General features: G+C 63.9%; 22 protein-coding genes and 1 pseudogene. 14 read left to right on the top strand and 9 right to left on the bottom strand.

Annotation, left to right across the window (positions count from 1 at the left end; translation table 11 throughout):
• Position 1 precedes the first annotated feature (1 nt).
• Positions 2-1,264 (top strand): Wadjet anti-phage system protein JetD domain-containing protein, encoded by a 1,263-nt coding sequence (locus BLQ10_RS17630; protein ID WP_175558673.1) that lies wholly within the window; start codon positions 2-4, stop codon positions 1,262-1,264.
• Positions 1,265-1,269: 5 nt separating this feature from the next.
• Here BLQ10_RS17630 and BLQ10_RS17625 read toward each other — a convergent pair whose 3' ends face one another.
• Together BLQ10_RS17625 and BLQ10_RS17620 are read right to left on the bottom strand one after the other, a co-directional pair.
• Entirely contained in the window at positions 1,270-1,596 is a 327-nt protein-coding gene (locus BLQ10_RS17625; RefSeq protein ID WP_091564277.1) for a type II toxin-antitoxin system PemK/MazF family toxin, read from the bottom strand.
• A complete protein-coding gene (locus BLQ10_RS17620; protein ID WP_091564276.1) occupies positions 1,593-1,796 on the bottom strand; it encodes an antitoxin MazE family protein in 204 nt (67 codons plus the stop codon). Before BLQ10_RS17620 ends, BLQ10_RS17625 begins: the two co-directional genes overlap by 4 nt.
• A gap of 481 nt (positions 1,797-2,277) precedes the next feature.
• Here BLQ10_RS17620 and BLQ10_RS17615 point away from each other — a divergent pair, with 481 nt between their 5' ends.
• Positions 2,278-3,654 carry an FAD-binding oxidoreductase gene (locus BLQ10_RS17615; protein WP_254785648.1) on the top strand — a complete coding sequence of 459 codons (1,377 nt, stop codon included), beginning with the start codon at positions 2,278-2,280 and terminating at the stop codon, positions 3,652-3,654.
• A gap of 148 nt (positions 3,655-3,802) precedes the next feature.
• Complete coding sequence (locus tag BLQ10_RS17610; protein WP_091564316.1) at positions 3,803-4,156, top strand: SLAC1 family transporter; 354 nt, start codon at positions 3,803-3,805, stop codon at positions 4,154-4,156.
• Positions 4,157-4,285: 129 nt separating this feature from the next.
• Here BLQ10_RS17610 and BLQ10_RS17605 read toward each other — a convergent pair whose 3' ends face one another.
• Complete coding sequence (locus BLQ10_RS17605) at positions 4,286-4,867, bottom strand: hypothetical protein (RefSeq protein ID WP_139164279.1); 582 nt, start codon at positions 4,865-4,867, stop codon at positions 4,286-4,288.
• A 74-nt stretch (positions 4,868-4,941) separates the two neighbouring features.
• Between BLQ10_RS17605 and BLQ10_RS22565 the strand changes: the two genes are divergently transcribed.
• The 3 genes from BLQ10_RS22565 to BLQ10_RS17595 all read left to right on the top strand — a co-directional run bounded on the left by BLQ10_RS22565 (position 4,942) and on the right by BLQ10_RS17595 (position 6,221).
• Complete coding sequence (locus BLQ10_RS22565; protein ID WP_217635830.1) at positions 4,942-5,244, top strand: hypothetical protein; 303 nt, start codon at positions 4,942-4,944, stop codon at positions 5,242-5,244.
• 6 nt (positions 5,245-5,250) lie between these two features.
• On the top strand, positions 5,251-5,505 hold the full coding sequence (locus BLQ10_RS23140) for a GNAT family N-acetyltransferase (RefSeq protein ID WP_368086527.1): 255 nt from the start codon (positions 5,251-5,253) through the stop codon (positions 5,503-5,505).
• Positions 5,506-5,627: 122 nt separating this feature from the next.
• Positions 5,628-6,221: a maltokinase N-terminal cap-like domain-containing protein gene (locus tag BLQ10_RS17595; protein WP_254785647.1), complete on the top strand. Its 594-nt coding sequence runs from the start codon at positions 5,628-5,630 to the stop codon at positions 6,219-6,221.
• 565 nt (positions 6,222-6,786) lie between these two features.
• Here the strand turns inward: BLQ10_RS17595 and BLQ10_RS22135 are convergent.
• Positions 6,787-7,038: a hypothetical protein gene (locus BLQ10_RS22135; protein WP_139164278.1), complete on the bottom strand. Its 252-nt coding sequence runs from the start codon at positions 7,036-7,038 to the stop codon at positions 6,787-6,789.
• Between the two features lie 65 nt (positions 7,039-7,103).
• Positions 7,104-7,492 (bottom strand): annotated as a pseudogene (locus BLQ10_RS17590) (integrase core domain-containing protein); the annotation flags it as partial.
• A gap of 187 nt (positions 7,493-7,679) precedes the next feature.
• Between BLQ10_RS17590 and BLQ10_RS17585 the strand changes: the two are divergent.
• Entirely contained in the window at positions 7,680-8,732 is a 1,053-nt protein-coding gene (locus BLQ10_RS17585; protein WP_091564271.1) for a S66 family peptidase, read from the top strand.
• Positions 8,733-8,868: 136 nt separating this feature from the next.
• Here the strand turns inward: BLQ10_RS17585 and BLQ10_RS17580 are convergent, their stop codons facing one another.
• Both BLQ10_RS17580 and BLQ10_RS17575 read right to left on the bottom strand, forming a co-directional pair.
• Positions 8,869-9,528, bottom strand: coding sequence for a hypothetical protein (locus tag BLQ10_RS17580; RefSeq protein ID WP_091564269.1), 660 nt, complete (start codon positions 9,526-9,528; stop codon positions 8,869-8,871).
• 1,114 nt (positions 9,529-10,642) lie between these two features.
• Positions 10,643-13,540, bottom strand: coding sequence for an alkaline phosphatase family protein (locus tag BLQ10_RS17575; protein WP_091564268.1), 2,898 nt, complete (start codon positions 13,538-13,540; stop codon positions 10,643-10,645).
• Between the two features lie 775 nt (positions 13,541-14,315).
• Here BLQ10_RS17575 and BLQ10_RS22555 point away from each other — a divergent pair.
• Together BLQ10_RS22555 and BLQ10_RS17565 are read left to right on the top strand one after the other, a co-directional pair.
• Entirely contained in the window at positions 14,316-14,921 is a 606-nt protein-coding gene (locus BLQ10_RS22555) for a hypothetical protein (protein WP_217635828.1), read from the top strand.
• A gap of 198 nt (positions 14,922-15,119) precedes the next feature.
• A complete protein-coding gene (locus BLQ10_RS17565; protein WP_091564266.1) occupies positions 15,120-15,503 on the top strand; it encodes a hypothetical protein in 384 nt (127 codons plus the stop codon).
• Between the two features lie 31 nt (positions 15,504-15,534).
• On the opposite strand, the gene BLQ10_RS17560 is transcribed toward BLQ10_RS17565, so the two are convergent.
• Positions 15,535-16,254, bottom strand: a complete 720-nt coding sequence (locus tag BLQ10_RS17560; protein WP_091564264.1) for a ZIP family metal transporter — start codon at positions 16,252-16,254, stop codon at positions 15,535-15,537.
• Between the two features lie 496 nt (positions 16,255-16,750).
• Complete coding sequence (locus BLQ10_RS17555) at positions 16,751-17,308, bottom strand: putative immunity protein (RefSeq protein WP_091564263.1); 558 nt, start codon at positions 17,306-17,308, stop codon at positions 16,751-16,753.
• A gap of 121 nt (positions 17,309-17,429) precedes the next feature.
• Between BLQ10_RS17555 and BLQ10_RS17550 the strand changes: the two genes are divergently transcribed.
• From BLQ10_RS17550 to BLQ10_RS17530, 5 genes are all read left to right on the top strand, one after another.
• Complete coding sequence (locus BLQ10_RS17550) at positions 17,430-17,867, top strand: DUF1801 domain-containing protein (RefSeq protein WP_091564261.1); 438 nt, start codon at positions 17,430-17,432, stop codon at positions 17,865-17,867.
• Positions 17,868-18,201: 334 nt separating this feature from the next.
• Positions 18,202-18,582 carry a RidA family protein gene (locus tag BLQ10_RS17545; protein WP_091564259.1) on the top strand — a complete coding sequence of 127 codons (381 nt, stop codon included), beginning with the start codon at positions 18,202-18,204 and terminating at the stop codon, positions 18,580-18,582.
• Positions 18,583-18,935: 353 nt separating this feature from the next.
• A complete protein-coding gene (locus BLQ10_RS17540; protein WP_091564257.1) occupies positions 18,936-19,412 on the top strand; it encodes a hypothetical protein in 477 nt (158 codons plus the stop codon).
• Positions 19,413-19,445: 33 nt separating this feature from the next.
• Complete coding sequence (locus BLQ10_RS17535; RefSeq protein ID WP_254785646.1) at positions 19,446-21,299, top strand: glycoside hydrolase family 15 protein; 1,854 nt, start codon at positions 19,446-19,448, stop codon at positions 21,297-21,299.
• A gap of 236 nt (positions 21,300-21,535) precedes the next feature.
• Complete coding sequence (locus tag BLQ10_RS17530; protein WP_091564254.1) at positions 21,536-22,111, top strand: HNH endonuclease; 576 nt, start codon at positions 21,536-21,538, stop codon at positions 22,109-22,111.
• The last annotated feature ends 9 nt before the right edge of the window (positions 22,112-22,120 follow it).

Below are 22,120 nucleotides of genomic sequence, written 5' to 3'. Positions count from 1 at the left end.
TTTGGGAAGGGACCTCCGCGCTGAGTCCCAGCCCTGGACCACGGCCGCAGGTCTGCGGGCGCAATCTCTGAAGGCCTGGACCAGCGGTGTGCTGCTGCGGGAGCTGCTGGAACCCTCCGGCGCTTATCCGCGCCGACGTTCACTGAAACGTCCGACGGCGGCGGGGCTGCTCAGCCAATACTCTGCGGCCCAGCAGTGGGCGGCAGAGCTGTTTGCCGGGGCCGGCCCCTACGCGTTGGAGACAGTGGACGTGGGGCGCCGCACAGTCGGCTCCAATCGAATTCCGGCCGCAGCGGTGTTCGCTACCGTGGAGGACGAGATCGGGTTTGTTGGCAAGTCGCACGAGGCGGCGCGGTTCCGGGAGCTGGCGCTGGGTCTTGGTGCGCTGGATCCGCTGCTGCCCGGCTGGGCGGCGCGGCGTCCGCTGAAGCTGCTCGAGCTGGGCGATGACGTTCTGCCCGCCGCGCGGGCTGCGCTGTGGCTTCGGGACAATCCCGCGCCGGGAATCTACGTCCGGCAGCTGAGGCTGCCGGGGGTACACACGAAGTTCGTTGAGCGCCACCGGCAAGTGATAGATCAGCTGCTGGCCGCCGTCGCGCCCGGCTCAGATATGGATGAGGTGGAGGCCGACGCCGAAGCTGCCGTGGAGGCGGCCGAGCCGGATGTTGTTGCACTGGACGACGGAGCCGGCCGTACTGCCGCGGCACGCTTTGCCCGCCGGCACGGGTTCCTGCATCCGCCTGAGCTCGTCCGGTTCCGCGTTCTGGACCCATACGTTGAGGTGCTGGGCGGCGCCGGGGATATTACCGTGACTGCGAATGCGTTCAGCACGCTGCAACTGCCTGTGCATACCGTGGTGGCCACCGAGAACCAAGTCAATTTTCTTGCCTTGCCGGAGCGTCCCGGAACGCTCGCCCTCTACGGGGCCGGGTATGGCTTTTCGTCCCTGCGCGACGCGGCATGGCTCCGCAACTGCGAGGTCCTGTACTGGGGTGACATCGATACGCACGGATTCCGCATACTGGACCAGCTCCGTGCGGTGCACCCGCATGTGGAGAGCGTGCTGATGGACGAGGAGACGCTGCTCGCGCACAGGGACGCGTGGGGCAGCGAGCCGGCGCCGTCGCGGGCGGTGCTGACCAGACTGACTGCGGAGGAAGCCGCTCTCTATAAGGCGCTGGGCAACGACACGTACGGTCCAACCGTCCGCCTCGAACAGGAGCTGATCCGCTGGGGCTGGGCACTGGAGCGGCTCCGTGGCTGAACCAGTCAACGCCCCAGCCCAAGAAAGACGGCAAGGGACTGCTCAACGGCAACCATGGTGTTGGAATCTATTCGGCCTATCCGCTGCCCGAGGTTGGCACGCCGCACTGTTGTGAGCTTGTCCACCATGATCTGGCTGAGTTGCTTCAAGCCGGTGAGCTGTCCGGGGTCAACGGTCAGCCTCAGCAGCGGGGCATCAGTCAAGTGCGTCGTTAGCGGCAGAAGGGTGACCGACTCCGAGGCTGCAAACAGGTCATCTTGGATTATGAGTGCTGGCCTGGGTTTCTGCGCATATGTTCCCCCCGAAACCGTCCACAGCTCACCGCGATTCACTCCGGCCAGTCTTCCGCAATCTGTTCGATGAAATCTTGGTCATCGCTGGCATGGTCGGAGGCCGCGACCGCCAGCGCTTGTCGCCGGGCCTCACGCCTGAACTCCTCTGTCCGTGTATCCGGAACCCACATCTGTATCTGCCGGAAGCCTCGCTCCCGCATGGCAGCTCGGTGCCGTGCTACACGATCCCTGACGCTCATGGATCAATGTTACATGTAACACGACGCAGCGGAGGGCTGCAGAAAAGGTCATCTCGCGCTCCGATGTCAATCTCATGGCACCTGACGTCTTCGATGCAATGGTGGCGTCTCTTGACGTCCCTGATGAATCCCCGGAAAGTGCGGTGCTGTCCAACCTTCGGCGGCTTATCGGTCGATTTGAAAAGCTCCGGATGAGCGGGTTATTGACCGCCGTTTGGGGCCGGAGTACTTTACGAGTAGCCGTGCTGTAACCCGTTGAGACGAGGGCGAACCGCGTTTCTGAATCACGCCAAGGCAAACCGCGCGGCGATGCTGCGTTGCCAAGGTGCATCCGGTCTCCGCCGCTGTGGAAGCCTGCGGCATAGGCTTTTGCCCTCCAAGATGCAGGGCCCCATCGGCTGCTAAACCAATCACCCGGCACGACCCCAGGGGCCGCGCCCAGTTGCCCGGGCATGCCCGCCTGGGTGAATCGGAGTACACGGTGGACAACAGCTCTTTCCAGGCCCTCCAGGAGAAAGTGCGGGGCCAGGTCATCACGAGTGATCAGGCGGACTACGACACCGCGCGGGCCGTTTTCAACGGAATGATCGACAAACGTCCCGCGGCCATTCTGCGCGTGTCGCAAGTCGCGGACGTCATTGCAGGCGTGAATTTCGCGCGTGACACCGGCTTGGACCTGGCGCTGCGCGGCGGCGGCCACAGCGCGCCCGGGTTCGGGACCTGCGACGGCGGCCTCGTCATCGACTTCACGGGCTGCCGGGGCGTGCGCGTGGATCCTGCCAATGGGACAGCACGGGCCGAAGCCGGAGCGACATGGGCGGACTTCAACTACGCCACGGGCGCATTCGGCCTTGCCACCACCGGAGGCATCATTGGATCAACGGGTGTTGCTGGACTAACTCTCGGCGGAGGCATCGGCTACCTCGCCCGCAAATACGGGCTGTCGTGCGACAACCTGAAATCCGCGGACGTGGTGACCGCCGAAGGGAAGTTTCTGGTCGCCAGCAACACGCAAAATGAGGACCTCTTCTGGGCGCTTCGCGGCGGGACCGGCAACTTCGGCGTCGTGACTTCCTTTGAGTTCAACCTTCACCCCGTGGATGTTCTCTACGGCGGAGTGATCATTTACCAGCTGGAGCACGCCGACGCGGTTGCACGGCTCTACCGGGATTACATCGCCACCGCACCGGAGGAAATGGGAGTGTTCCTGGGCTTCCACCAGGGACCGCCGGTCCCCTTCCTGCCTGAGGAGTATCACGGGAAGCCCGTGGTGGTGCTGGTGGGCGGCTGGGCGGGCCCCCACGACGAGGGGGAGCGTCAATGGCAGCCGTTCCTTGACGTTGCGCCCGTCGCCGGCTCCTTCCTGGGCCCCCTTCCCTACACGGTTCTGAACACACTCTTCGACCCCATGTACACCAAGGGCCTGCAGGCCTATTGGAAGTCAGTGTTCCTGCCCCGCCTAACCGACGACGTCGTCCGTGTCGCTGAGAAGTTCGGCGAGGCCATTCCGAGCGTCCAGACGGCCAACCACTTCTACCCGATCAACGGTGCCGTCCAGCGGGTCGGGCGGGACGAGACCGCGTTCCCGTACCGCGACGTCAACTTCGCAGTGGACATTGCCTGCCATTGGGAGGATCCGGCCCACAATGAGGCCAATACGAAGTGGGTGCGCGACTACTATGCCGAGCTCCACCCCCTCGGATCCGGTGCGGGCTACGTGAACTTCCTCGACGCCGACGACCAGTCACACATCGAGGACACCTACGCGGGGAACTACGCCCGCCTCGCCGAAGTCAAGGCCAAGTACGATCCCGGCAACCTCTTCCACATCAACCAAAACATCAAGCCTGCAGGCTGACACTTCGTACAACCTGCCGTTTCCACGCCGGCTCCGGAACGGCTCGCTCCTTCTGCCGCCCATCGGCCTTCGATTGAGGCATCCGGGGCGGTACGGCGAGGTCTTTGGCGACACAACCCGCGACATCTTGAGCCCTAAGCTTGGTGCCATGAATACGGCCACTGACGCTCCGAACTCTTTCGGCTCCCGCGTCTCAAAGGCGGTGCAGACCCTCACCCCGGGGTACTTCGCCCTCACTATGGCCAGCGGAATCATCTCGGTGGGGCTCGAGCTCGAAGGCTTCCACGTACTATCAGCGGTACTCCTTGTGGTCTGCGCGGTCTCCTACGCCGCGATCCTGATGCTCAGCCTCGTCCGGCTGGTCAGGTTCCCAGCAGACATGCGCCACGACTTTTTGGACCCCGGCCGGGCGTTTGGCTTCTTCACCTTCATTGCTGGAACGAATGTGCCAAGACGCCTCGTATCCCTAGGGTTGCGAGACGAACTGGAGTGGAGCGTTTAGGGCACCCTCACCGGGCAGTTTTGCGGGCGGGTCTTACGGGAATCCGGAAGACAGGGATCACCGGCATTGGGAGAGTCCGTAGATAGTCTTTGGGCCGACCGGTGGACGACCGGCTTACGGGCGCCGGTCCTAGGGTGTGCCCGGCGGTGTAAGTGCAACGTCGATGGCGGACTCGACTGCATCGCTGCGCGCGTCGGTCGTTTGGACAAGAAGCGACTGGATAGCTTGGATCAGCGCCACTAGCCTGGGCGCTCGGATCGTTGAAAGGCGTTCCATCGAAGTGGCAAGCGATTCCGCGACGGGGTCGTCTACGTGGTCTCCGAGGGCGCCAGCGTGAGAACCGTCGGGAGCTATATAGCTCCCTCCGATCGAGATGTCGCCCAGGAGCGCTAGCAGAGGTACGCGGATCCCGTCCGGAACGTCGCCGGCCGCGACAGCTGCGACGAACGGCACTGCATAGGCCGTTGCTTGATATACCGTGCCCTGATGGCAGTTCGAGGAAAGCCCGTCACTGATTGCCAGGGAGGAATCAGCTCGAAGCGCAGCCAACGATCGCGACACGTCGCCTGCGATGGCGAGTGACATGTCTCCGGCGGCGCCCAGCGAAACGACACCTTTTCCGTAGCAGTGCTCCAGCCCGCTCCAGTCGACCTGCTCGAGTTCGTCCAAAGCATCGAAGCCTGTCCCGTTCGGTTGATACGGAGTATCCATACAAGTGAGAGTAACGAGACACGAACGCGGAAGGATCGACTAACGGCCGAACTTTCCTCTGGAAGACTCTGACGATGACTGAACTACTTCAAATGTCGTGGCTGAACACTCCGGCGATGGTCGGGCCCCGCGTGCGGAATCAGCTTCTGGAGTGCTGGCGGGACGTATCCAACGCCGGGGGCGCGGTGGGCTTTCCCTTCCCGCCGGTTTCTGATGAGCACGTCTTACCTTCGATTGACGCCATGGTCCGGTCATTGGACTTGGAAGTGAATCGCATCCTGATCGCTACGATGGATGGCGAGCTGGCCGGTTGGCTGCTCTTGGCCGGCAATTCGAGTGAACTAACAGCTCATTGGGCGCGGGTTCTTCGGGTCTAGACAGCTCTGGATTTCCGGAACTGCGGCGTCGGGCGTGCGCTCATGGAGGAGGTGTCCAGGGCAGCGACCGAGGATCTCGCACTGGAACAGCTGCGCCTCGAAGTGCGGGCGGGTATGGGTCTCGAGGGCTTCTACCAGTCGTGCGGGTGGCGCGAAATCGGACGATGGCCAGAAGCCCTCCGGTTACCCGGAGGCGATAGAGACGAAGTGCTTATGACGCTGGCCTTGAAGCGCAACGCTGGACCTGTTGGCGTCCGCTAAGGGATCGGCCAACGGGAACGTGTTGGCCGCGAGTGTCCAGGGAGTCTTACTCCCCGGATTTCGCCCGCCCGTATGCTGGGCTAATGGCTACCGTTCATAGAGCTACTCTGACTCCGTCGAAAATGGAACTCCTCGAACAGTGGCTGCCCAACCAACAGTGGTTCAGGGGCATCGGGTCAATGAACCTGGCACGTGTCGGTTCCTTCCGTTTTGACGATCCGGACGGCGAAGTCGGCATCGAAACGCTTCTTGTTGCAAACGAGGGCGCCGTTTTTCTGGTTCCGCTGACTTACAGGGGTTCGCCTCTTCCAGGCGCCGACCCGTGCCTTGTCGGCATCATGGAACACTCTTTTCTCGGAACGAGATGGATTTACGACGCCCCCGTTGATCCCGTCTATGCATCGGCCTTGGCGGCCACTATTCTGACTGGCCAGCCACAGGCCGACCAGTACTTTGAGGTCGATGGAAGGCTTCAATTAATTCCCGAATCCGTGTATTTGCACAGCACGGGGACGTCAGGCACAGGAGTTCCGGTCATCAACTCAGCAGTTCCTAATACCGTGGGGCAGGTCACAACCATTCGTGCGGGTGACCTGGAGCTGTCGATTAGTCGGGCACCCAATCCCCTCGAAAGATCCTTGGGGCAGAGGATTCTCCCAGCAACTTGGGACGACCAAGACACACCAGTGCAACTCGCGGCGGCGGCCTGGATCTGAAGGCAGGCGGTCATGAAGCACCGATCAGAGCTGCGATTTAACCGCCAGGCAATCCGTCCGGATAAGGATCCCCTTGTGGGATGCTCAGTGCGCCAAATAGCGCCTTGAAAAGACCGCCATATATCGCCGAAAGTCACATACTCGGGTTCCAGATTCGCGTATACCCGGTCCGAAAACTATCGCGCTTTGGTTCCTCAACTGCATCACCTTGGAACTGCATGAACCGCAGTCCGGTGGAGAGTGAACGGATCAGGACCATATAGATGAGAACCTCCTTAGAGCAGGCCCTGGTACTTGGATGAGGTTCTTCGATCGATGAAGTTTAGGGTGCCCATGAGCATCCTCTCGGGGCGCAGCTGATTTCCCGAATGAACCAGCGGATGAGGCGTGGCAAAGAAAGCACTCCGGCAACGATGATGCTCGTGAGAATGCCAACGCGCCGCCAATCCGCTTGCATACATCAACCATGCTTTTGACTGGTACGAAGAACACCTGTTCGTGGCAGTCTCTCGGAGGCCGCGAACACTGCTTCAAACGGGACTGCCCCGGCTCAAATCAATCCAAACTACTTCTCGCTGAGTAAATAGCGGAATTCGTCGACCGCGGCCTTCCCTTCGGCAATATTTCCGCCGGTCACGTCGCAGTAAACCTCAATGGCCTTTATATCCCGGCCTTCTATTAGCTCATCAACGACTGCCGAATACCTTTCATCTTTCAACAGATCATACGACCCTGCAGCAGACGCATCTTCAATAACTCTACGGTAGAATTTCTTGATACCAGGTTCTCGACTAAATACTGAACCAAATCCGGTCATTTCATTTTTCCTTTCAGCTGACTTCTTACACTGAGTTGGTTGGGCCTCCGTTAGCAGTCGAGCGCCTATGCGATAGCTAATTGGTTTTCTTGCGTCCAGGTTCCCCAGTAGCGTTTCGGCGGCATGCCGTTCAGGGATCCGTGGGGCCGTTCATGATTGTAGATACCTTTCCATTCCTCGGCCAAATACTTGGCTTCGACCATGGTGTCCATGATTTCTCCGGAGAGCTGCTCCCTTCTGAACTGGGCATTGAAGGATTCGATGAAGCCGTTCTGCCAGGGCGATCCGGGGTCGGTGAATGCGGTATCCACGCCGGCGGTGTTACACCGTCATTCAGTGCTGCGGCGGTGAATTCGGGCCCGTTATCGCACCGGACATAGCTCGGGGCGGTACCGGTTTCGGCGATGATGTTCTCCAGCCCCGCGACCACGTCGGCGACTTTGAATGACCGGCGCGCGGCTAGCCTCCCGGAAACGGCATCGACGACATCAACCATGATGCCGCCCGGCACCCCGGCCGTAGCAACTGCGGACAGATAGAGACTGCCCGAGGAGCCCGTGACGGTGCGCCCGGTAATGGATCCCTTACCGGGACGGCTTCGCAAGTCGTTGTCGGGACCGTTCCTTTGATCTAATTACGCAATGACGTCGCAAACCTTCGGTACCCTTCCAAAAGCCGCTGCCGGTGATCGCGTCGCTATCCTGTCGCCGGCGTTTGCAGCACCTGCCGTGTCAGAGGCCGTCCATGAGCAGGCAATGAATCGGCTGACCGAAATCACCGGGTTGATTCCGGTCGAGTACCCCACGACCCGGCAGCTTGGTGCCAGTGCCCAGGCTCGGGCTGCCGACATTACTGCCGCGTTCGCGGACCCGACCATTCGAGGCGTGCTCGCCACCATCGGAGGCGATGACCAGGTCACTGTCATTAAGCACATCGATGCTGAGGTACTGGCCAAGAACCCAAAGCCGTTCCTGGGATACAGCGACAACACGAACCTGCACAATCTCCTGTGGGGCCTTGGCGTCCCGAGCTTCTACGGAGGCTCGACTCAGGTACACCTCGGTGCGGGACCGAACCTCGATGGGGTGCACCTGCTCTCCCTCCGCGCCGCACTCATGGACGGTGGAACCGTCGACCTGACCGAACCCGGAGAGTCCGAGGACTTCGGTATCCCGTGGACCGACCCCCGCGCTCTACAGCACTTCGGTGTTCGCGAAGCGACCGATCCGTGGACGTGGGCCGGCCCGAAAACCGTTGTGGAGGGCCGGTCTTGGGGCGGCTGTCTCGAAGTGATCGACCAGATCGCGGTCGCAGGCCGCATGCCCTCCGTAGCCGACCTGCAAGGCGCGGTTCTGCTGTTCGAGACCAGCGAGGAGCTGCCGACAGCGTCCGAGGTGAAGCGGTGGATACGCGCCCTAGGCGAGCGTGGGATCCTCGAAGCCGCTGCCGGTGTACTCGTTGCCCGCCCGCCGACAAGTCAGTTGGGACAACCAATCCCCGACGCTGATAAGCGCGCCGAGCTACGAGCTGCGCAGCGCGACATTGTCATCGAGCAGATCGCTCGATACAACCCCGAAGCGGTTGTTTGCGTCGGAGTCCCGTTCGGCCACACCAGACCTCAATGGGTCATTCCCCACGGCGGCATCATTCAACTCGACGGAACGACCCGGACCATCGCCGCCAATTACAGCTGAACCATCTTCTGATCGACCCTTGAACGGCACTCACGGAGAAAGGAGTGGGAGCCGTCCGCTGAGGGACCGGCTTGCGGGCGGCCATGAGGTCCCCAGTCGGAGGCGCGATACGGTGGCAACCGAGGAGCCATGCCGCCTAACTAGGCGCTGCCATCCGACGCGATTTGAAGGATCCGAACTTTGTTGGCGTCCAAGATCGCCACTGCTTGGCCGATAACTTGAATGGCAGGTGATCCTGCAACCACGGCACAACCCGTCGGAGCATTTCACCGTCAGCGTCCGGGATGCAAAGATCGATAGCCAGTCTGGCGCTGTTATCGAGTATTAGCCCAAAGTCGCTGGTTCCGAGGGGAACGCTCCACACATACTCCGCACCCGCGAATCGCTCAGCATTCTGGCCAGGCAAGACCTGTCCCGTCGCGGGGTCAACGATCCGGAAACTCGACTGCGCACGGAACCAAATCGGGGCCATCCCCCACTGATTCGTAGGCTGAGGATGGATGTCGTCAAGCCATTCAAGTGCCTCGTTGACTCGGTCGGCCGGGACAGCGACCCGCTTACCCTGACCGAACCGACGCTCGAGTTCGGCCTCAAGATCAAGCTGCCGGGAAAGATCGGGCACCTCGTGCACCTCGAAGGTGTATTTGTTGGGGCTGACGAGTTCGGTGCAAGTCTCGAGAAACGACGTCGCTTGTTCGTAAGCGGCCCGGCGCGACATGCCGCCGAGCGAATGCGCGCCTCCACTCCCGATTGGAAGCCCTACATAGGTGACAGCAGAGAATGCGGCGTCGGTCATGCGGCTAGCGTACGGGGCGAGCCCTCCGTGTCGCTCTTAGCTCTGTGGATCTTGCCTGCCGATTACGGGGACCAACCGAAGCGCGCCTCATTTCGAGAGTCCCGGAGACCGCCCGGTAAAGGATCCTCCACCGGGCGGGCTGTGCAGTCGACTTCGGAAACTGACAAATAACCAAGTTGCCTCACCAAGCCATTCTGACTCGAAAAGTCCAAGTGACTCTGGTGCTGACCGACCCACGCGGGCTGTCCGCCTGACACGCGGATCCGTGCGGCAGCTGGGATGGCTTCTGGTAGCGTCTGCAGTCACTGCATAGCTTCAACTCGGGGGTCAATTGAAAAAGAAGTACCTGGCCGCAACGGGCCTGCTGGTGCTCGGCACCATTATGGGCACCTCGATGGCGGTTCAGGCAGCAACGGCGCCGGCCCCGGAAGACCCTGCCGGGGCAGGCTCCGACATTGGGGGTTATGAGGGGTGGTGGAACTCGACGCCGGCATCGGGGGACGCTAGCGGACTTCCGCGCGAGACGGTAACGGTAGATACCAACACCGGAAAGGTCCGACGTCAGCTACAAAGTCAGACGCGATGCCGCTTGGCCTCGGGACACGATCGTCATCGTGGACACATCCACAGGGAAGGTCATCGAACAGTTCCCTGCGCACGGTGCGGGGAAATAAGCCCAGAATTTTTCCGGTGACCTTCATATTCGCCTTGAATCGCAAGACGACTATGCGGCTGGGTGGCCTACTCAAGTGAAGAAGGATCTCCACGGTGCCGTCCCAGGTTCAAACGAGCCAAGAAGCGAAGCTGGGTGTACCGGCGAAGGCTACGGGAGGTAGTTGAGGTAAGGGTTGTTCAGGGGCGCCACTGCGATGCAGATCGGCAGGGCCGCCGCCACGAAGCGATCAAATCCACAGGCCCATTGGCCTGTATTTTTAGGCCTAAGGGTCGAGCGCGTGTCCGATAAGGATGCCTCAATGTGCGGTCGTCCAGACGCCCTGGTCTCTGGGTTGGTCGGGTAGTTTTCCGAATCATTGGCTGAAGACCACCTCCGTCTGGAGGTGGCCTTCAGGTTTGTGGATCGGTGATCGCCGGTTGTCGGATGGTCAGGTGCTGATCAGCCGTCCTCGTGGTTTGTCGAGCCGGCGGGGATGTCCGGTACGTCGTTCGGGCCGTAGATTTTGTCGTCGCCGGGGTATGGGCTCTTCCAGTTGTGGGTCTGGTACCAGGTCCAGCGGTTGAACAGGTTGGGGTTCGCGGAGTCTTCCTTCGCGCCGTTGCCTGTCAGGTGCTGCTGCTCGGACCAGTTGCCCCACTGTTCGGCAGTTTCCTTCATCGGGGCCGGGACAGCGACGGCTTTGGCTGCGTCGTCGTTGACCGCGGCGGCGCCGGGCCCGGTCTGGCCCAAGGTGTCGGGGCCGCAGGCGGGCGCGGTCTTGACACCCTCGGTGAGTGGTATCTGGTTCGGGACGGCGTTGAACGGTGTCAGATCGGCCTTGTTGGTGAAGGCGTCGAACATCGGTGTGGCCGCGGCGACTTTCTGGTTCAGCGGCTGGGCGCCGAGGATTTGCTGGATGGTCCGGACCATGTTGATCTGTGAGTAGAAGGTGCTGACGGTCTTGCCGTGCGCCGCGTAGGGGCTGATGACCTGGACCGGGGCGCGGTGGCCGTCGACGTGGTCGGTGCCGTTCTGGCTGTCGTCCTCGGCGATGAAGATCGCGGAGTCCTTCCAGTACTGGGAGTGCGAGATCTCGTCAACGATCTTGCCCACGGCGAGGTCGTTGTCGGCGACCTGCGCCCTGGGGTCGGCGGTGCCGCCGGTGTGGTCGCTCGAGAGCCACGTCATCTGGAAGTTCTTCGGGCCGTTCTTTTCAAAGTCCTGCTTCCAGGTCTCGTAGCGGTAGATGTCCGGGACCGAGGTGTCGAACGGGGCCGCGTTCGGGTCCGTGATCGCGCTGAGCGAGGGGATGGACGAGCCGGCGTGCATCTGCAGTGCCGGGGTGAAGAGCTGTGCCGGGTCGCCGCCGGCCATCGTGCTCGTGGCCGCGCAGTAGTACTGCTGCCAGGTCGCGCCGGCCGGTTTGCCCTCAGTGGAGTCGAACTCCCCGTAGTTCCTGGCGGTCTTGCCTGCATCCTGGATCGCGGTCCAGAGGAACCCGGAGCGCTGGTGGCCCAGGACGTCATTCTCGGTGTCGTACGAGCGTTTGTACTCACCGGCGCTGGTCTCCGTATACGCCGGGTCGTCGCCCTGCATCATCCAGTTGTGGCCCTCGGCCGAGTTCGTACCGATGTCGTACGTGTTGTCGTACAGGCCGAACTGGCTGGCGAGAGCGTGCTGGTTCGGGGTCACCTTCGCGCCGAACTGGGCCAGTGACGCGTCGCCGTTGCCCTGCTTCATGTCGCCATAGACCTGGTCGTAGGTGCGGTTCTCCTTCACGATCAGGAACACGTGCTTGATCGCCGACGGTTCCCCGATCCGCTTCGGCACGGCCACGGCCGCGCCGTGGTCGGCTTGACCCTCTGTTGCCTGCTTGACGGCGCTGCCGTCCCAGCCGTTCTGCTGGAACACGGTGTCGGTGTACTGCTGGATCCGGTCGTCGCCGGGCAGCGTGAATTTGGTGAGCGAGGCCGTGGTGGAGTGCGTGCCGTGGCCGGTCGCAGCCGTGGTGCCCGGGCCCTCGCTGATGCTCTGCTCGGGGCCGAGCGCGTCGATGCCGCGGATATTGGTGACCACAATCTGGCCCTTCACCGCGGTGACGTTGCCGGGGTAGTAGTCCGTCGGGAGCAGGCCAATGTAGCTGGCCGGGTCCTTCGGGTCCTGCTTGTTGACCTTGTAGACCGCGACCGCGTTCGCGCGTCCCAGCGAGATCAGCAGGTGGTCCCCCTGCATGGTGATGCCTGTCGGCTCATAGCCGACCTGGGATGAGGCCCACGGCTGGGTGCCGATGGTCTGCATGACCTTGTTGCTTGCCGTGTCCACCACTGAGACGGTGTCGCTGTTGGTGTTCGCCACGTACAGCGTGGAGCCGTCAAGGTACATCGCGGTCGGGTGCAGCTGAACGTCGATTGAAGAAACCGCCGCCGTGGCATTGGCCGTGTCGATGACGCTCAGCGTGCCGGTCGTGGAGGTTCCGAGCTTGGGGTCCGCGGGAACCTGCGTGCCGTAGGAGTCCATGGTCGGTTCCCCGGGGAGGGCCCGGCGGCCTCCCTCGTTGGAGACGTACAGCTTTGTACCGACGAACTTCAGCTGCCGCGGGGCGATACCCGTGCTGAAAGTCTGCTTGATCGTACCGGCCACCGGGTCGATCGCGACGACCGCGTTCTGGCCGTTCACGGCCGCGTACAGGGTTGAGCCGTCGGGGGAAAACGCCATGCCGGCAGTCAGGGCCTGCTTGTCGCCCGCGTTCGGAATGCTGATCGTCGTGCCGGTCCCGAGCGAGCCGTCCGGGTTGAAGGGGTAACGGACGATGCCGGTCGCGACAGGCTCATAGAGGAACTTCCCGTCGGGCGAAAAGACCGGGCCATCCTGACCCACGGAACCATCCGTGATGTGCTGGTACGCCATGTTCGCGTAGCCCGCATTGCCCGCCGCGGTAGCAAACGAGGCGGCAGCGAGGGTGCCCGCAGCAGCCACAGGCTTATACGTTGTGAGGTCGAAGACCTGCAGGTCGACCGAGCGGTCGGCACTCGTCCCGACGAGATAACGGCCATTCGGGCTGAGGGTCGAGCCCATGATCTTGCCGAACGGCGTCATCAGACGGTCACCGATGGGCTTGATCACCTGATTCGAGGAGATCTGCTCCCCGTTTTCGTTCTGGGACCCGACCTGCTGCTGCCCAAACGGGATCGTCGACGCGGCGGCGATGCCTCCACCCAAGAGGACGAGCGCGCAGCTCGCGGCCGCCATTGATAGCGGCTTGCGGCCGTGCAGTGACGTCGGCAGCCGATGCAGGCCCCACCGACTGGGTCGTTGCTCTTGGGGGGATTTTCGGGTGGTTTCTGGCGGTTTGGCCATTGCGGTTCTCCTCATCTCGGCCCTGAGTGCCCGAGACACTGAGGGCGGCGTTTCCACGTTCGGTCCCGGGAGGCTCTCCCCCGGCGGCTTGAGGGACGCAAATACATGGGGGCGGGATCCCGGCCCCCAAAGCCTCCCGGCCCGGTCTTGCGTCCCTGTGACGAGCCAGTTACGCGCCGCTGAACTCACAGAGAACAGCATCCACAGCTGGCTGCAGCCAGCTGGCGGTCCACCATGCCCAGCGCAGGGCATCCTCGAGCTCGGTGCCTGCACCGCGCCTGGCTTGGACTGGTCGCGGCGCTTCTTACTTACTCCGCGGCTGGTCAGCGCGCGGCGATGAGGCCGGGGGAAGCCGGCCTCCGGTTTTGGAATAGCTTCTGGACCGCTGACATACGGACAACCCGACATCTCGGCGGGGCACGCGGCTGCTGGGGTCAAGGCGTGCCGTCGCAGAGCTCCGTCACACCCTGGCCCTGTTGTGTCTACGACGTTTCCGCTGCGCTTCAACCAGTTGTTGGGCGTCCGCTGGCGCGGCCGCCGGCTGTTGGGTCCAGAGTCTGTTTGTCAGGGCTTTCCGGAACGCGAGGGATTCGGGTTAGAAGACTCGTCGACGGCTGGGTGTTGTTATTTGGTCCTGTCCTGGTGGTCTCCCAGGACCTTTTGGACTTTGTGGGCTGCGTCCACCAGTTGCGAGGCTTTCTTCGGGTTGATGAGGAGGCTGCTTCGGCCGCGTAGCGCAGGCGTTTGCCGTCTTCCGAGCTTCGTGGAGGGCCGGGTGATCGCCGGTTCCGGCGGGGTGGTTCTTGGCGTCCTGGACGGCGGTGCGCAGCCGCTTGATGTCGCGTTTGACCAGTTTCGGGATCACCTTGAGCACCAATGGTCCGAGCCGTTTCATCAGGGGCATTTCTGGACTGATTGCTCGCGAGAAGCCGGCGCCGAGCAGAACTACTTTCATAATCGAGATGGTCAGGTTCTTGACCGCGCACCCATCGTAAGCGAGCCTTGGCGCATGGCAACTCGATATGTTCGGTGCATCGCCGCTGCGGCAGCCGCGATGGCGGTGATGAGTGGATGTGCAGCGCCGGCACCGCCGACAATCGATGCCTCGACAAGTCCGGCAACCACCCCCGTCTCGAGTGTCCCTTTCGCCCTCTTCACTCATTGCGGCATCTATGAGGCACGGGTGCAGGACACCTTCTTCCTCGCCGACCAACCGCTGAACGACGGCCACGGAAATCCCCCTGCGGGCTGGGGCAACCCCTACCAATCGGGCACCATCACCGTGGCAGGCTCGCAGGCCGTCTTCCACGACGACAGCGGCCACACCGTGACTTTCCACGAACGCCCTGGTGCCACGAGCCTCCTTCAAACTTGCTCCTGAGGCGTAGGTCGAGCGAAATTCTAAGTACAAGCCCACCCGCTCACGGGACCGGCGGGGATCAGTGGGCCATGCCAAATAGCGCTGCGAAAAACGATCCAGATGAGTCTGCGATTCACAGCATTCCAGCGCCGACAGAAGACAGTGTCCCGTAGAGGATTCCCCAACCGGGACGGCTGAGCGTGCCGTTAGGGTGGGTCCATGACGAAGGTGATTTCAGCTCCGGGAGATCTCGTTGTCGCGACGATCGACGGCGTGGACGTGCGTTTTGCGGGCATTGAGCTTACGTCGGACATCCCGGGGCATGTCCAAGTAGGGCCCGGCGAACGGGGTGTCAAGATCAGCCTTGAGGCCATTCGCGGCCACGAAACCGGGCTACGAGATCACCGCTATGACCAGGCTCGACTCCAATGGGTGGAGCGGAGAAGGACTGACGGCGCAGAGAGCGCTGGACCTATGCCAACCATGCCCGGTGTGCTGGCTTTCGAACCGGTCGAAGTGCAGATCACTGACGACTCAGGGACCGAATATCGTCTCGTGGCTGGGCAGGTAGCCGGGGATGCCCGCATGGGGCGGCTCCCATGATCAGCTGCCAGGGATGAAACCGGCCGCGGCCTCAGTGCCCGCCGAGGATCTCCACAAGGGCGAACGAGAGGCCGAAGCCGACGGCGATCGCGATGCCGGTGGCGGCGCCGGCGTCCCGGAGCCCCTCCGGGACCATGCGGGTCGTTACGTTCGTCAGGATGCCGCCGCCGGCGAAGGCCAGCGCGAAGGCCACCACCTCGGGCGGGGCTGCCCGCAGCAGCAGCGTGAAGAGGGCCACCGACGCGGCGCATAAGAACGTCATGGCCAGCCAGGCGGACATGACGTGGCGGGTGGTCATGCCTGACTTGCGCAGCGGTCCGGTGTCGGCCATGGCTTCGGGCACGCCGCAGAGGAAGACAGCGGCAAGCACCGCGGCACTGATGCCGTAGCCGCTGAGTAGCGCCCCGGTGATAACAACCGCTTCGGCGACCACGGACAGCCCGATCACAAGGAACCTGGGCTCGTGGACGGGAGGTTCGGACAGCCGCCGGCCGCGCACGGCACCCGTCACCACCCACGCCGTCGTCACGGCCCCGCCGATCAGTCCCACCCCGACGTAACCGCTTCCGCCGGCCAGCCGCCCGGCCTCGGCGACGAGCTTGTAGGCGACGGCCGAGAGCAGGGCGCCGGCACCGAGCCCGGTCAGGATGCCGAGCAGGACGCTGTTGCCGACGCGCCACCGCAGGGCGAGCAGCCCACCCAGGAAGTACGAGGACCCGGCAACCAGACCCCAGCCAAATGCCTGTAGCATCGGCGCCCCTTTCGGCTTAGGCACTAAAGCACCGCGCCTTAGGCATCATCCCGAACGGCCGCGGGGATGGCAAGGGCCGCGCGGGGCGCCGCGGGCTAGAAGCTGTGCTCCGGCCCCGGGAAAGGGGTGACATGGTTCCTCTTCGGAACGGTCCCATTTTTCATTGTGGGTGCCTTCGCATCGGCCGGTAGCAGCTCGTCTCCTCCCTGGTACTTTTACGTATCCGCCGCGTTGTTGTTCCTCGAAGTCGCAACCGGCGCGTGCGCAGCTCGTCTGTCCATCCCCAAAATATCGAGCAGAAAGAGTCCTGGGATATACAAGCTGGCCCTCAAAGGATGAACTCGGGCAATGAACTTCGGTCCGTCCGCTAACGGCCGTTCGTGAGACTGTCGCGAGTGCTGATGGCGTGTGAATTGCAGCGATAAGTGGCGGCATTTTCGCAGCGCTAAATCTCACCCTTGGCGCCCGTAAGCCGATCAGCTTGCGGGCGGCAGATTCAGCTGGAGGAGGCAGGCTGGTCAGGGCGAGCCAAGTCGGCCTGGATCGCGCGGATGATCGAGGCGAGGATTCCGGACGCGAGAAGTCCTGGCCCCAGCGGACCGGCGGAATTCCCACCCAGAGGTGGCAAACGCCGAAGCGCGGACCGGGCTTCGGCACTCATGTGCTCGAGTTGCCAGTGGATCTCGTCGTCGACCGTCTGGGGCCGACCGGGCGCCGCCAGTCCGGCCGCTTTCGCGGCGTACGCGGCTGCCCCCAAGGCGTGCGCGCCCATGTGAGCGACGGCTGCGGCTTGTGTGGCAGACCGGGCGGCAGCCACCGCAGCAGGGCTAGTCACCTCGCGTGCGGCACGGCCAGCAACAAACCGCTGGCGGATCTCTTCGGCGGCACTGTGCTCACCGCGAGCGAAGGCGCGGGCTCGGGCGATGGCGTCGCGGGGGCGAGCGTCTGCCGGAGCCTCTGCCTCAAATAAGGCCACGACTCGCTCAGCGCAGTCTGCGGCCCAAGTCGCGACGACGCGGCGATCGGCCTCGCTTAGCGTCTGCGGAGAAACCATATCAGTACCGTACACACGGGTCGCAGACCGATCCCCCTTACGCGACGCCCAGCGCGACAAGCAGCCCTGAAAAACGCCGCTACGAAGCGCAGGGCTCACCCTCGCCTGCAAGAATGAGCGCATGGCTGAGTCGAAAAGTTCTGGGTCCAAGTTCACCCCTGAGGAGCGGGCCGCGATGAAGCAGCGCGCCAAGGAGCTAAAGGCGCAGCAGAGCGCCGCCGAGGCCTTACAGTCGGTTCTCGACAAGATCGCCTCACTCGACGAGCCAGACAGGACGAACGCAGAGCGCATTCACGCGATCGTCACGGGAGTCGCACCATCGCTGGCCCCGAAGCTGCTCTATGGCAGCCCCGCCTATGCCAACGCGGACGGCAAGCCCGTGCTGTTCTACCAGGAGCGCGCGAAGTTCAAGGCTCGCTACGGCAACCTCGCGTTCTTCGGGCCGGCACAGCTCGACGATGCCACGATGTGGCCCACGTCCTACGCCATCACCGAGCTCTCATCGGCCGACGAGAAGGTCATCGCGGAGCTGGTGCGGAAGGCCACGGGCCAGCTCTGATTCGCATCGACCTGAAACCGGTCTGGGGCCGCCTCACGTGGGGTGCCCGCCCCGGCAAACGAGGAGACTGAGAGAGCGTCCGCAAGCCGATCGGCTCACGAACACCATAGGCGGCATTTAGCGCTGACAGTATGCCGCCACTTGTCGCTGCAAGTCACATCACGGACCAAAATGGGAGGCTTGCCGGATGCAGGTCGGAACCGGTGCGGGCCGCCCGATGCCTCATCGGACGCGGCAACTCCCGTGCGTACAAAGGGGCGCCAATGGTTGCGCTATTCAGCGACGACTGTGATTCTGCTTCCAGCATCCATTTGGGCCAGGGAAAGGACCAGTCATGACTAGGGAGATCGTTAAGTCGGCCAAGGCGCCGAGTTCGCCGCTCTTCAGCCAGGGCGTCAAAGCGGGGCCGTTCGTGTTTGTCTCGGGGATCGTTGGCACCGACCCGAACAACGGCCACCTCGCGGGCGACAGCATTCAGGATCAGACGCGCCAGGCTCTTGCGAACTGCGAGGCTATCCTTCAAGCAGCGGGTGCAGGCCTGGGAGACGTCGTCGAGGTCGGCGTGCTGCTGAGTAGTCCTTCGGACTTCGCGGGATTGAATGAGGAGTACGCACGGTGGTTTCCGAATGACCCCCCGACACGCTATGTTGCCCAGCTCGGCGTCGATCTGCCTGGAATTCTCGTTTCGATCCGCATGACAGCCTTCATCGGCTGAGGCGCCGCCTGCAGGCTCCAGTCGACCCGTCGCCGTACGGCCAGGGATCCCCTTGCGGGCGGCCGACTCCTTCTCCTAATCCGACTCGGTGTCTCAGGTGCAACCGGGCGAAAGGGGCCCGGATCCCCTCGCCTCCACAGCAGGAAAGCCTGGAACGACGGCGGATGGCCTGCCTGGAGTCCGAGGCGGCAGTCGCAGTCGGCGAACGCCGGGAGCTGCCCTGACCCTTGCCGCCGTCGGGCCTTGCCTGCCGCTCGTTGCACCCTCTAAAATTAAACAAACAAGTTTTAGAAGGTGCGTTATGGAAGCGGCACAAGCGGGTCCCACCCGCAAGCAGCGGGGCGGCGGTTGAGATGGACTGGCAAGGCTGGGCGCTGTTCGGGCTGCTCGCCACCACGGCCCTGACCGCGGTGATGATCGCCTGCCAGATGGCCGGCTGGACCCGGCTCGACCTGCCCCTGGTCCTGGGCAGCCTCGTCACGCCGGATCCGGACAGGGCGCGGATCGCCGGTTTCTTCATCCACCTCGCGGCAGGACAGGTCTTCGCCCTCGGCTACGCGGCAGTTTTTGCGCTGCTCGGCAGGGCCACGTGGTGGATCGGCGCCCTGCTGGGGCTCCTGCACGTGGCCGTGGCGCTGACCGTCATCCTGCCCCTGCTGCCCGGCATCCATCCCCGAATGGCCAGCACCAGGGCCGGTCCGGCCAGCCGCGCCGCGCTTGAACCGCCGGGCCTGCTGGGCCTGAACTACGGGATCCAGACGCCGGCGGTGGCCGTGGCAGCCCATGTGGTCTACGGCACCCTGCTCGGATTGCTCCTCACGGTCCATTGACGCCGGCCAGCGCGAGAGAAGGTGCACCAGAACATGGAAACCGGGAACATGCGCTCCCCCGCCCTTGCCGACTACGGGCTGCTGGGAGACACGCGCACGGCCGCCCTGGTCTCGGCCGACGGCGGCATCGACTGGCTCTGCGCGCCGACCTTCGACGGCGATCCCGTCTTTGGTGCCCTGCTCGGCGGCCCGGAGGCGGGCACCTTCCGCGCCTGCCCCGCCCTGCCCGCCGAGCGCCTCGTCCGCCGGTACCGGCCGCACACCGCGACGCTCGAGACGGTGTGGGCCACGGACGGCGGCACACTGACGCTCACCGAGGCGATGGTGGCGGAGGTGTCGGGCCGTCTGCTGCCCACGACGCTCCTGATCCGGCGGCTGGCCGCCGACGGCGCACCGGTCCAGGCCGCCGTCGACTTTGACCCGCGCTTGGGCGAGCGCCGCCTCCGCCCCCGCGTCCGGCGGGGGCAGCACCTGGTGTGCGAGTGGGGTGCCCTGGCCATGTCGCTCGGCTGCAGCGGCGGGTTGCGGGTGGAGCCGGGTACGACGACGGCAGTCACCGTGGTGCCCGGCCGTCCGGTGGTGATGGTGCTCGCTCTGGCCTATACGGAACCGCTGGTCTGGGTCGACCCCGACACCGCGTGGGATCTGGTGGAAGCCGACGAGTCCCGGTGGCGGGACTGGGCCTCCGGCATCAGCCAGGACGTTCCGTTCCGCGAAGCGGTCCTGCGGAGCCTGCTGACGCTGAAGCTGCTGACCTACTCCCCGTCGGGCGCGCCGGTGGCTGCGCCCACCACGTCCCTGCCGGAGGACCCGGGCGGAGTCCGCAACTGGGATTACCGGTACGCCTGGCCGCGGGATGCCAGCATCGGCATTGCCGCATTCCTCGGGCTGGGCAAAGACGGCGAGGCCCTGAACTTCCTGAACTGGCTCCTGCACGCCAGCCGGCTGCAGCGGCCCCGGCTGCCGGCCCTGCTCACCCTGACCGGCCGGCATGTCCCCCGCGAGCGCACGCTGGCGGACTGGCCGGGCTACGCGGGCAGCGCCCCGGTGCGGACGGGCAACGGCGCCGCCCACCAGCACCAGCTCGACGGCTACGGCTGGGTCCTCGACGCCGCCTGGAACCTCGTGCGGCAGGGGCACCGGCTCAATTCGGAGACGTGGCGGGCGATGCGCGGCTTCACGGATCTCGTCGCGCGGCGCTGGCGAGAACCGGACGCCGGCATCTGGGAAATCCGGGGCGATCCCGCGCACCATGTGCACTCGAAGATCATGGGATGGCTCGCGCTGGACCGGGCATTGCGCATCGCCGAAAGCCACCGCCTCAGCGCCGGGCGGCGGCGCCGCTGGGAAGCGGCGAGAAGCGCGATCTCCGCGGATATCCGGACTAAGGGATTCGACCCGGACAGGAACACGTACATCCGCTCCTACGGGTCGGCCGACCTCGACTCGGCCCTGCTGATCCTGCCCGTGACCGGCTTCGAGGAACCCGGCTCTTCGAGGCTCCAAGGGACGGTGGATGCCGTCCGGACGGAGCTGTCGGCCGGCTACCCCTTCCTCTACCGCTACCCGCCGGGCAAGGACGGGCTTCCCGGGGATGAAGGGGCCTTCCTGCCCTGCTCGTTCTGGCTCGCCCAGGCCCTCGCCCTCACGGGACGGGCAGCCGAGGCCGCGGAAATGTTCGAGGCGCTACTGGGGTTCGCCGGTCCGCTGGGCCTGTTCAGCGAGGAAATCGATCCGGCCACCGGCGCCCTCCTCGGAAACTACCCCCAGGCCCTAACCCACGCGGCGCTGGTCCAGGCAGCGCTGGCCCTCCGGGACGCTGCCTGCGAGCAGCCGCTGGCTGAGCCGGTCGAAACCAAGCCCGCCGAAACCAAGCCCGCCGGCTGAGCCTGTAGAAACCGCGCCCGCCGACTGAAGCCGTCGAATGCGAAGCCGATTCCGCTGGTTGAGCTGGTTGGACTCGTCGTAATCGACACCAAGGGAGGTTGCGATTACGGACGCCTATCCCTGTCGCCGCGACGAGCGCCTTAGCACCGCCCTTCCACGAAGTTCCATTTACGATTCCTCTCGGCGGTCGTGATGTCGCAAATCACTGGGCCAGAGTCTTATTGGGGAGAGACTAAATGTTGGAACTGAAGCGCATCTACTGGATACGTCAGGCGCTCCGGCTGGCCATGGCCGGCCTGACAGTCTGGATCTTCGCCGGGGTTATCTTCGCGCTTCTGGCAAACTTTCGGAAGCCAACCGCTGGTCAGCGAGCCACTACCGTGACCGCAATTTTCAGCCAAATGTTCGACGGAGTACTGGCCGCGGTGGCGTTCCCGGGAGTGCTCGTTGTCGTCCTGATCGTCACCGTGCTCATCATCCAGGCACGGGACGTCCGGCGGAGGGATCCCGTCCGGCAATTCACGCGGCAACAGCGCCGCGAAGGGATGGCCCGAGCCGACGGACAATGCGAGATGGAGGCGGGCTTCCGCCGTCGTTGTTCCCGCCCTGCGGAGCATGGTGATCATTTCTATCCGTGGTCCAAGGGCGGATCCACGAGCCTGCAGAATTTCGTGGCCGCGTGCAGCAGATGCAACCGCGCCAAGGGCGCCCGGATTCCCTCGCCCGCCCAGCAGCAAAGGCTTGAGCGACGGCGGCGGACGTACGTCACGCTGGATGCGGTTGCCGTTGGCGAGCGCCAGGCTCTCGGCTGATCGCTTCTA

The organism is Arthrobacter sp. ok362, from assembly GCF_900102785.1.
Taxonomy (GTDB): domain Bacteria; phylum Actinomycetota; class Actinomycetes; order Actinomycetales; family Micrococcaceae; genus Arthrobacter.
The sequence above is the reverse complement of the archived record's forward strand: the minus strand, read 5'-3'. Positions and strand labels throughout refer to the sequence as shown.

What these genes read in the sequence shown, in the direction of transcription:
- BLQ10_RS17620 (WP_091564276.1), bottom strand. Translation starts at nt 1,796, where the DNA reads ATGAGCGTCAGGGATCGTGTAGCACGGCACCGAGCTGCCATGCGGGAG.
- BLQ10_RS17610 (WP_091564316.1), top strand. Translation starts at nt 3,803, where the DNA reads ATGAATACGGCCACTGACGCTCCGAACTCTTTCGGCTCCCGCGTCTCA.
- BLQ10_RS17605 (WP_139164279.1), bottom strand. Translation starts at nt 4,867, where the DNA reads ATGGATACTCCGTATCAACCGAACGGGACAGGCTTCGATGCTTTGGAC.
- BLQ10_RS22565 (WP_217635830.1), top strand. Translation starts at nt 4,942, where the DNA reads ATGACTGAACTACTTCAAATGTCGTGGCTGAACACTCCGGCGATGGTC.
- BLQ10_RS17595 (WP_254785647.1), top strand. Translation starts at nt 5,628, where the DNA reads ATGGAACTCCTCGAACAGTGGCTGCCCAACCAACAGTGGTTCAGGGGC.
- BLQ10_RS22135 (WP_139164278.1), bottom strand. Translation starts at nt 7,038, where the DNA reads ATGACCGGATTTGGTTCAGTATTTAGTCGAGAACCTGGTATCAAGAAA.
- BLQ10_RS17585 (WP_091564271.1), top strand. Translation starts at nt 7,680, where the DNA reads ATGACGTCGCAAACCTTCGGTACCCTTCCAAAAGCCGCTGCCGGTGAT.
- BLQ10_RS17580 (WP_091564269.1), bottom strand. Translation starts at nt 9,528, where the DNA reads ATGACCGACGCCGCATTCTCTGCTGTCACCTATGTAGGGCTTCCAATC.
- BLQ10_RS17575 (WP_091564268.1), bottom strand. Translation starts at nt 13,540, where the DNA reads ATGGCCAAACCGCCAGAAACCACCCGAAAATCCCCCCAAGAGCAACGA.
- BLQ10_RS17565 (WP_091564266.1), top strand. Translation starts at nt 15,120, where the DNA reads ATGACGAAGGTGATTTCAGCTCCGGGAGATCTCGTTGTCGCGACGATC.
- BLQ10_RS17560 (WP_091564264.1), bottom strand. Translation starts at nt 16,254, where the DNA reads ATGCTACAGGCATTTGGCTGGGGTCTGGTTGCCGGGTCCTCGTACTTC.
- BLQ10_RS17555 (WP_091564263.1), bottom strand. Translation starts at nt 17,308, where the DNA reads ATGGTTTCTCCGCAGACGCTAAGCGAGGCCGATCGCCGCGTCGTCGCG.
- BLQ10_RS17550 (WP_091564261.1), top strand. Translation starts at nt 17,430, where the DNA reads ATGGCTGAGTCGAAAAGTTCTGGGTCCAAGTTCACCCCTGAGGAGCGG.
- BLQ10_RS17545 (WP_091564259.1), top strand. Translation starts at nt 18,202, where the DNA reads ATGACTAGGGAGATCGTTAAGTCGGCCAAGGCGCCGAGTTCGCCGCTC.
- BLQ10_RS17540 (WP_091564257.1), top strand. Translation starts at nt 18,936, where the DNA reads ATGGACTGGCAAGGCTGGGCGCTGTTCGGGCTGCTCGCCACCACGGCC.
- BLQ10_RS17535 (WP_254785646.1), top strand. Translation starts at nt 19,446, where the DNA reads ATGGAAACCGGGAACATGCGCTCCCCCGCCCTTGCCGACTACGGGCTG.
- BLQ10_RS17530 (WP_091564254.1), top strand. Translation starts at nt 21,536, where the DNA reads ATGTTGGAACTGAAGCGCATCTACTGGATACGTCAGGCGCTCCGGCTG.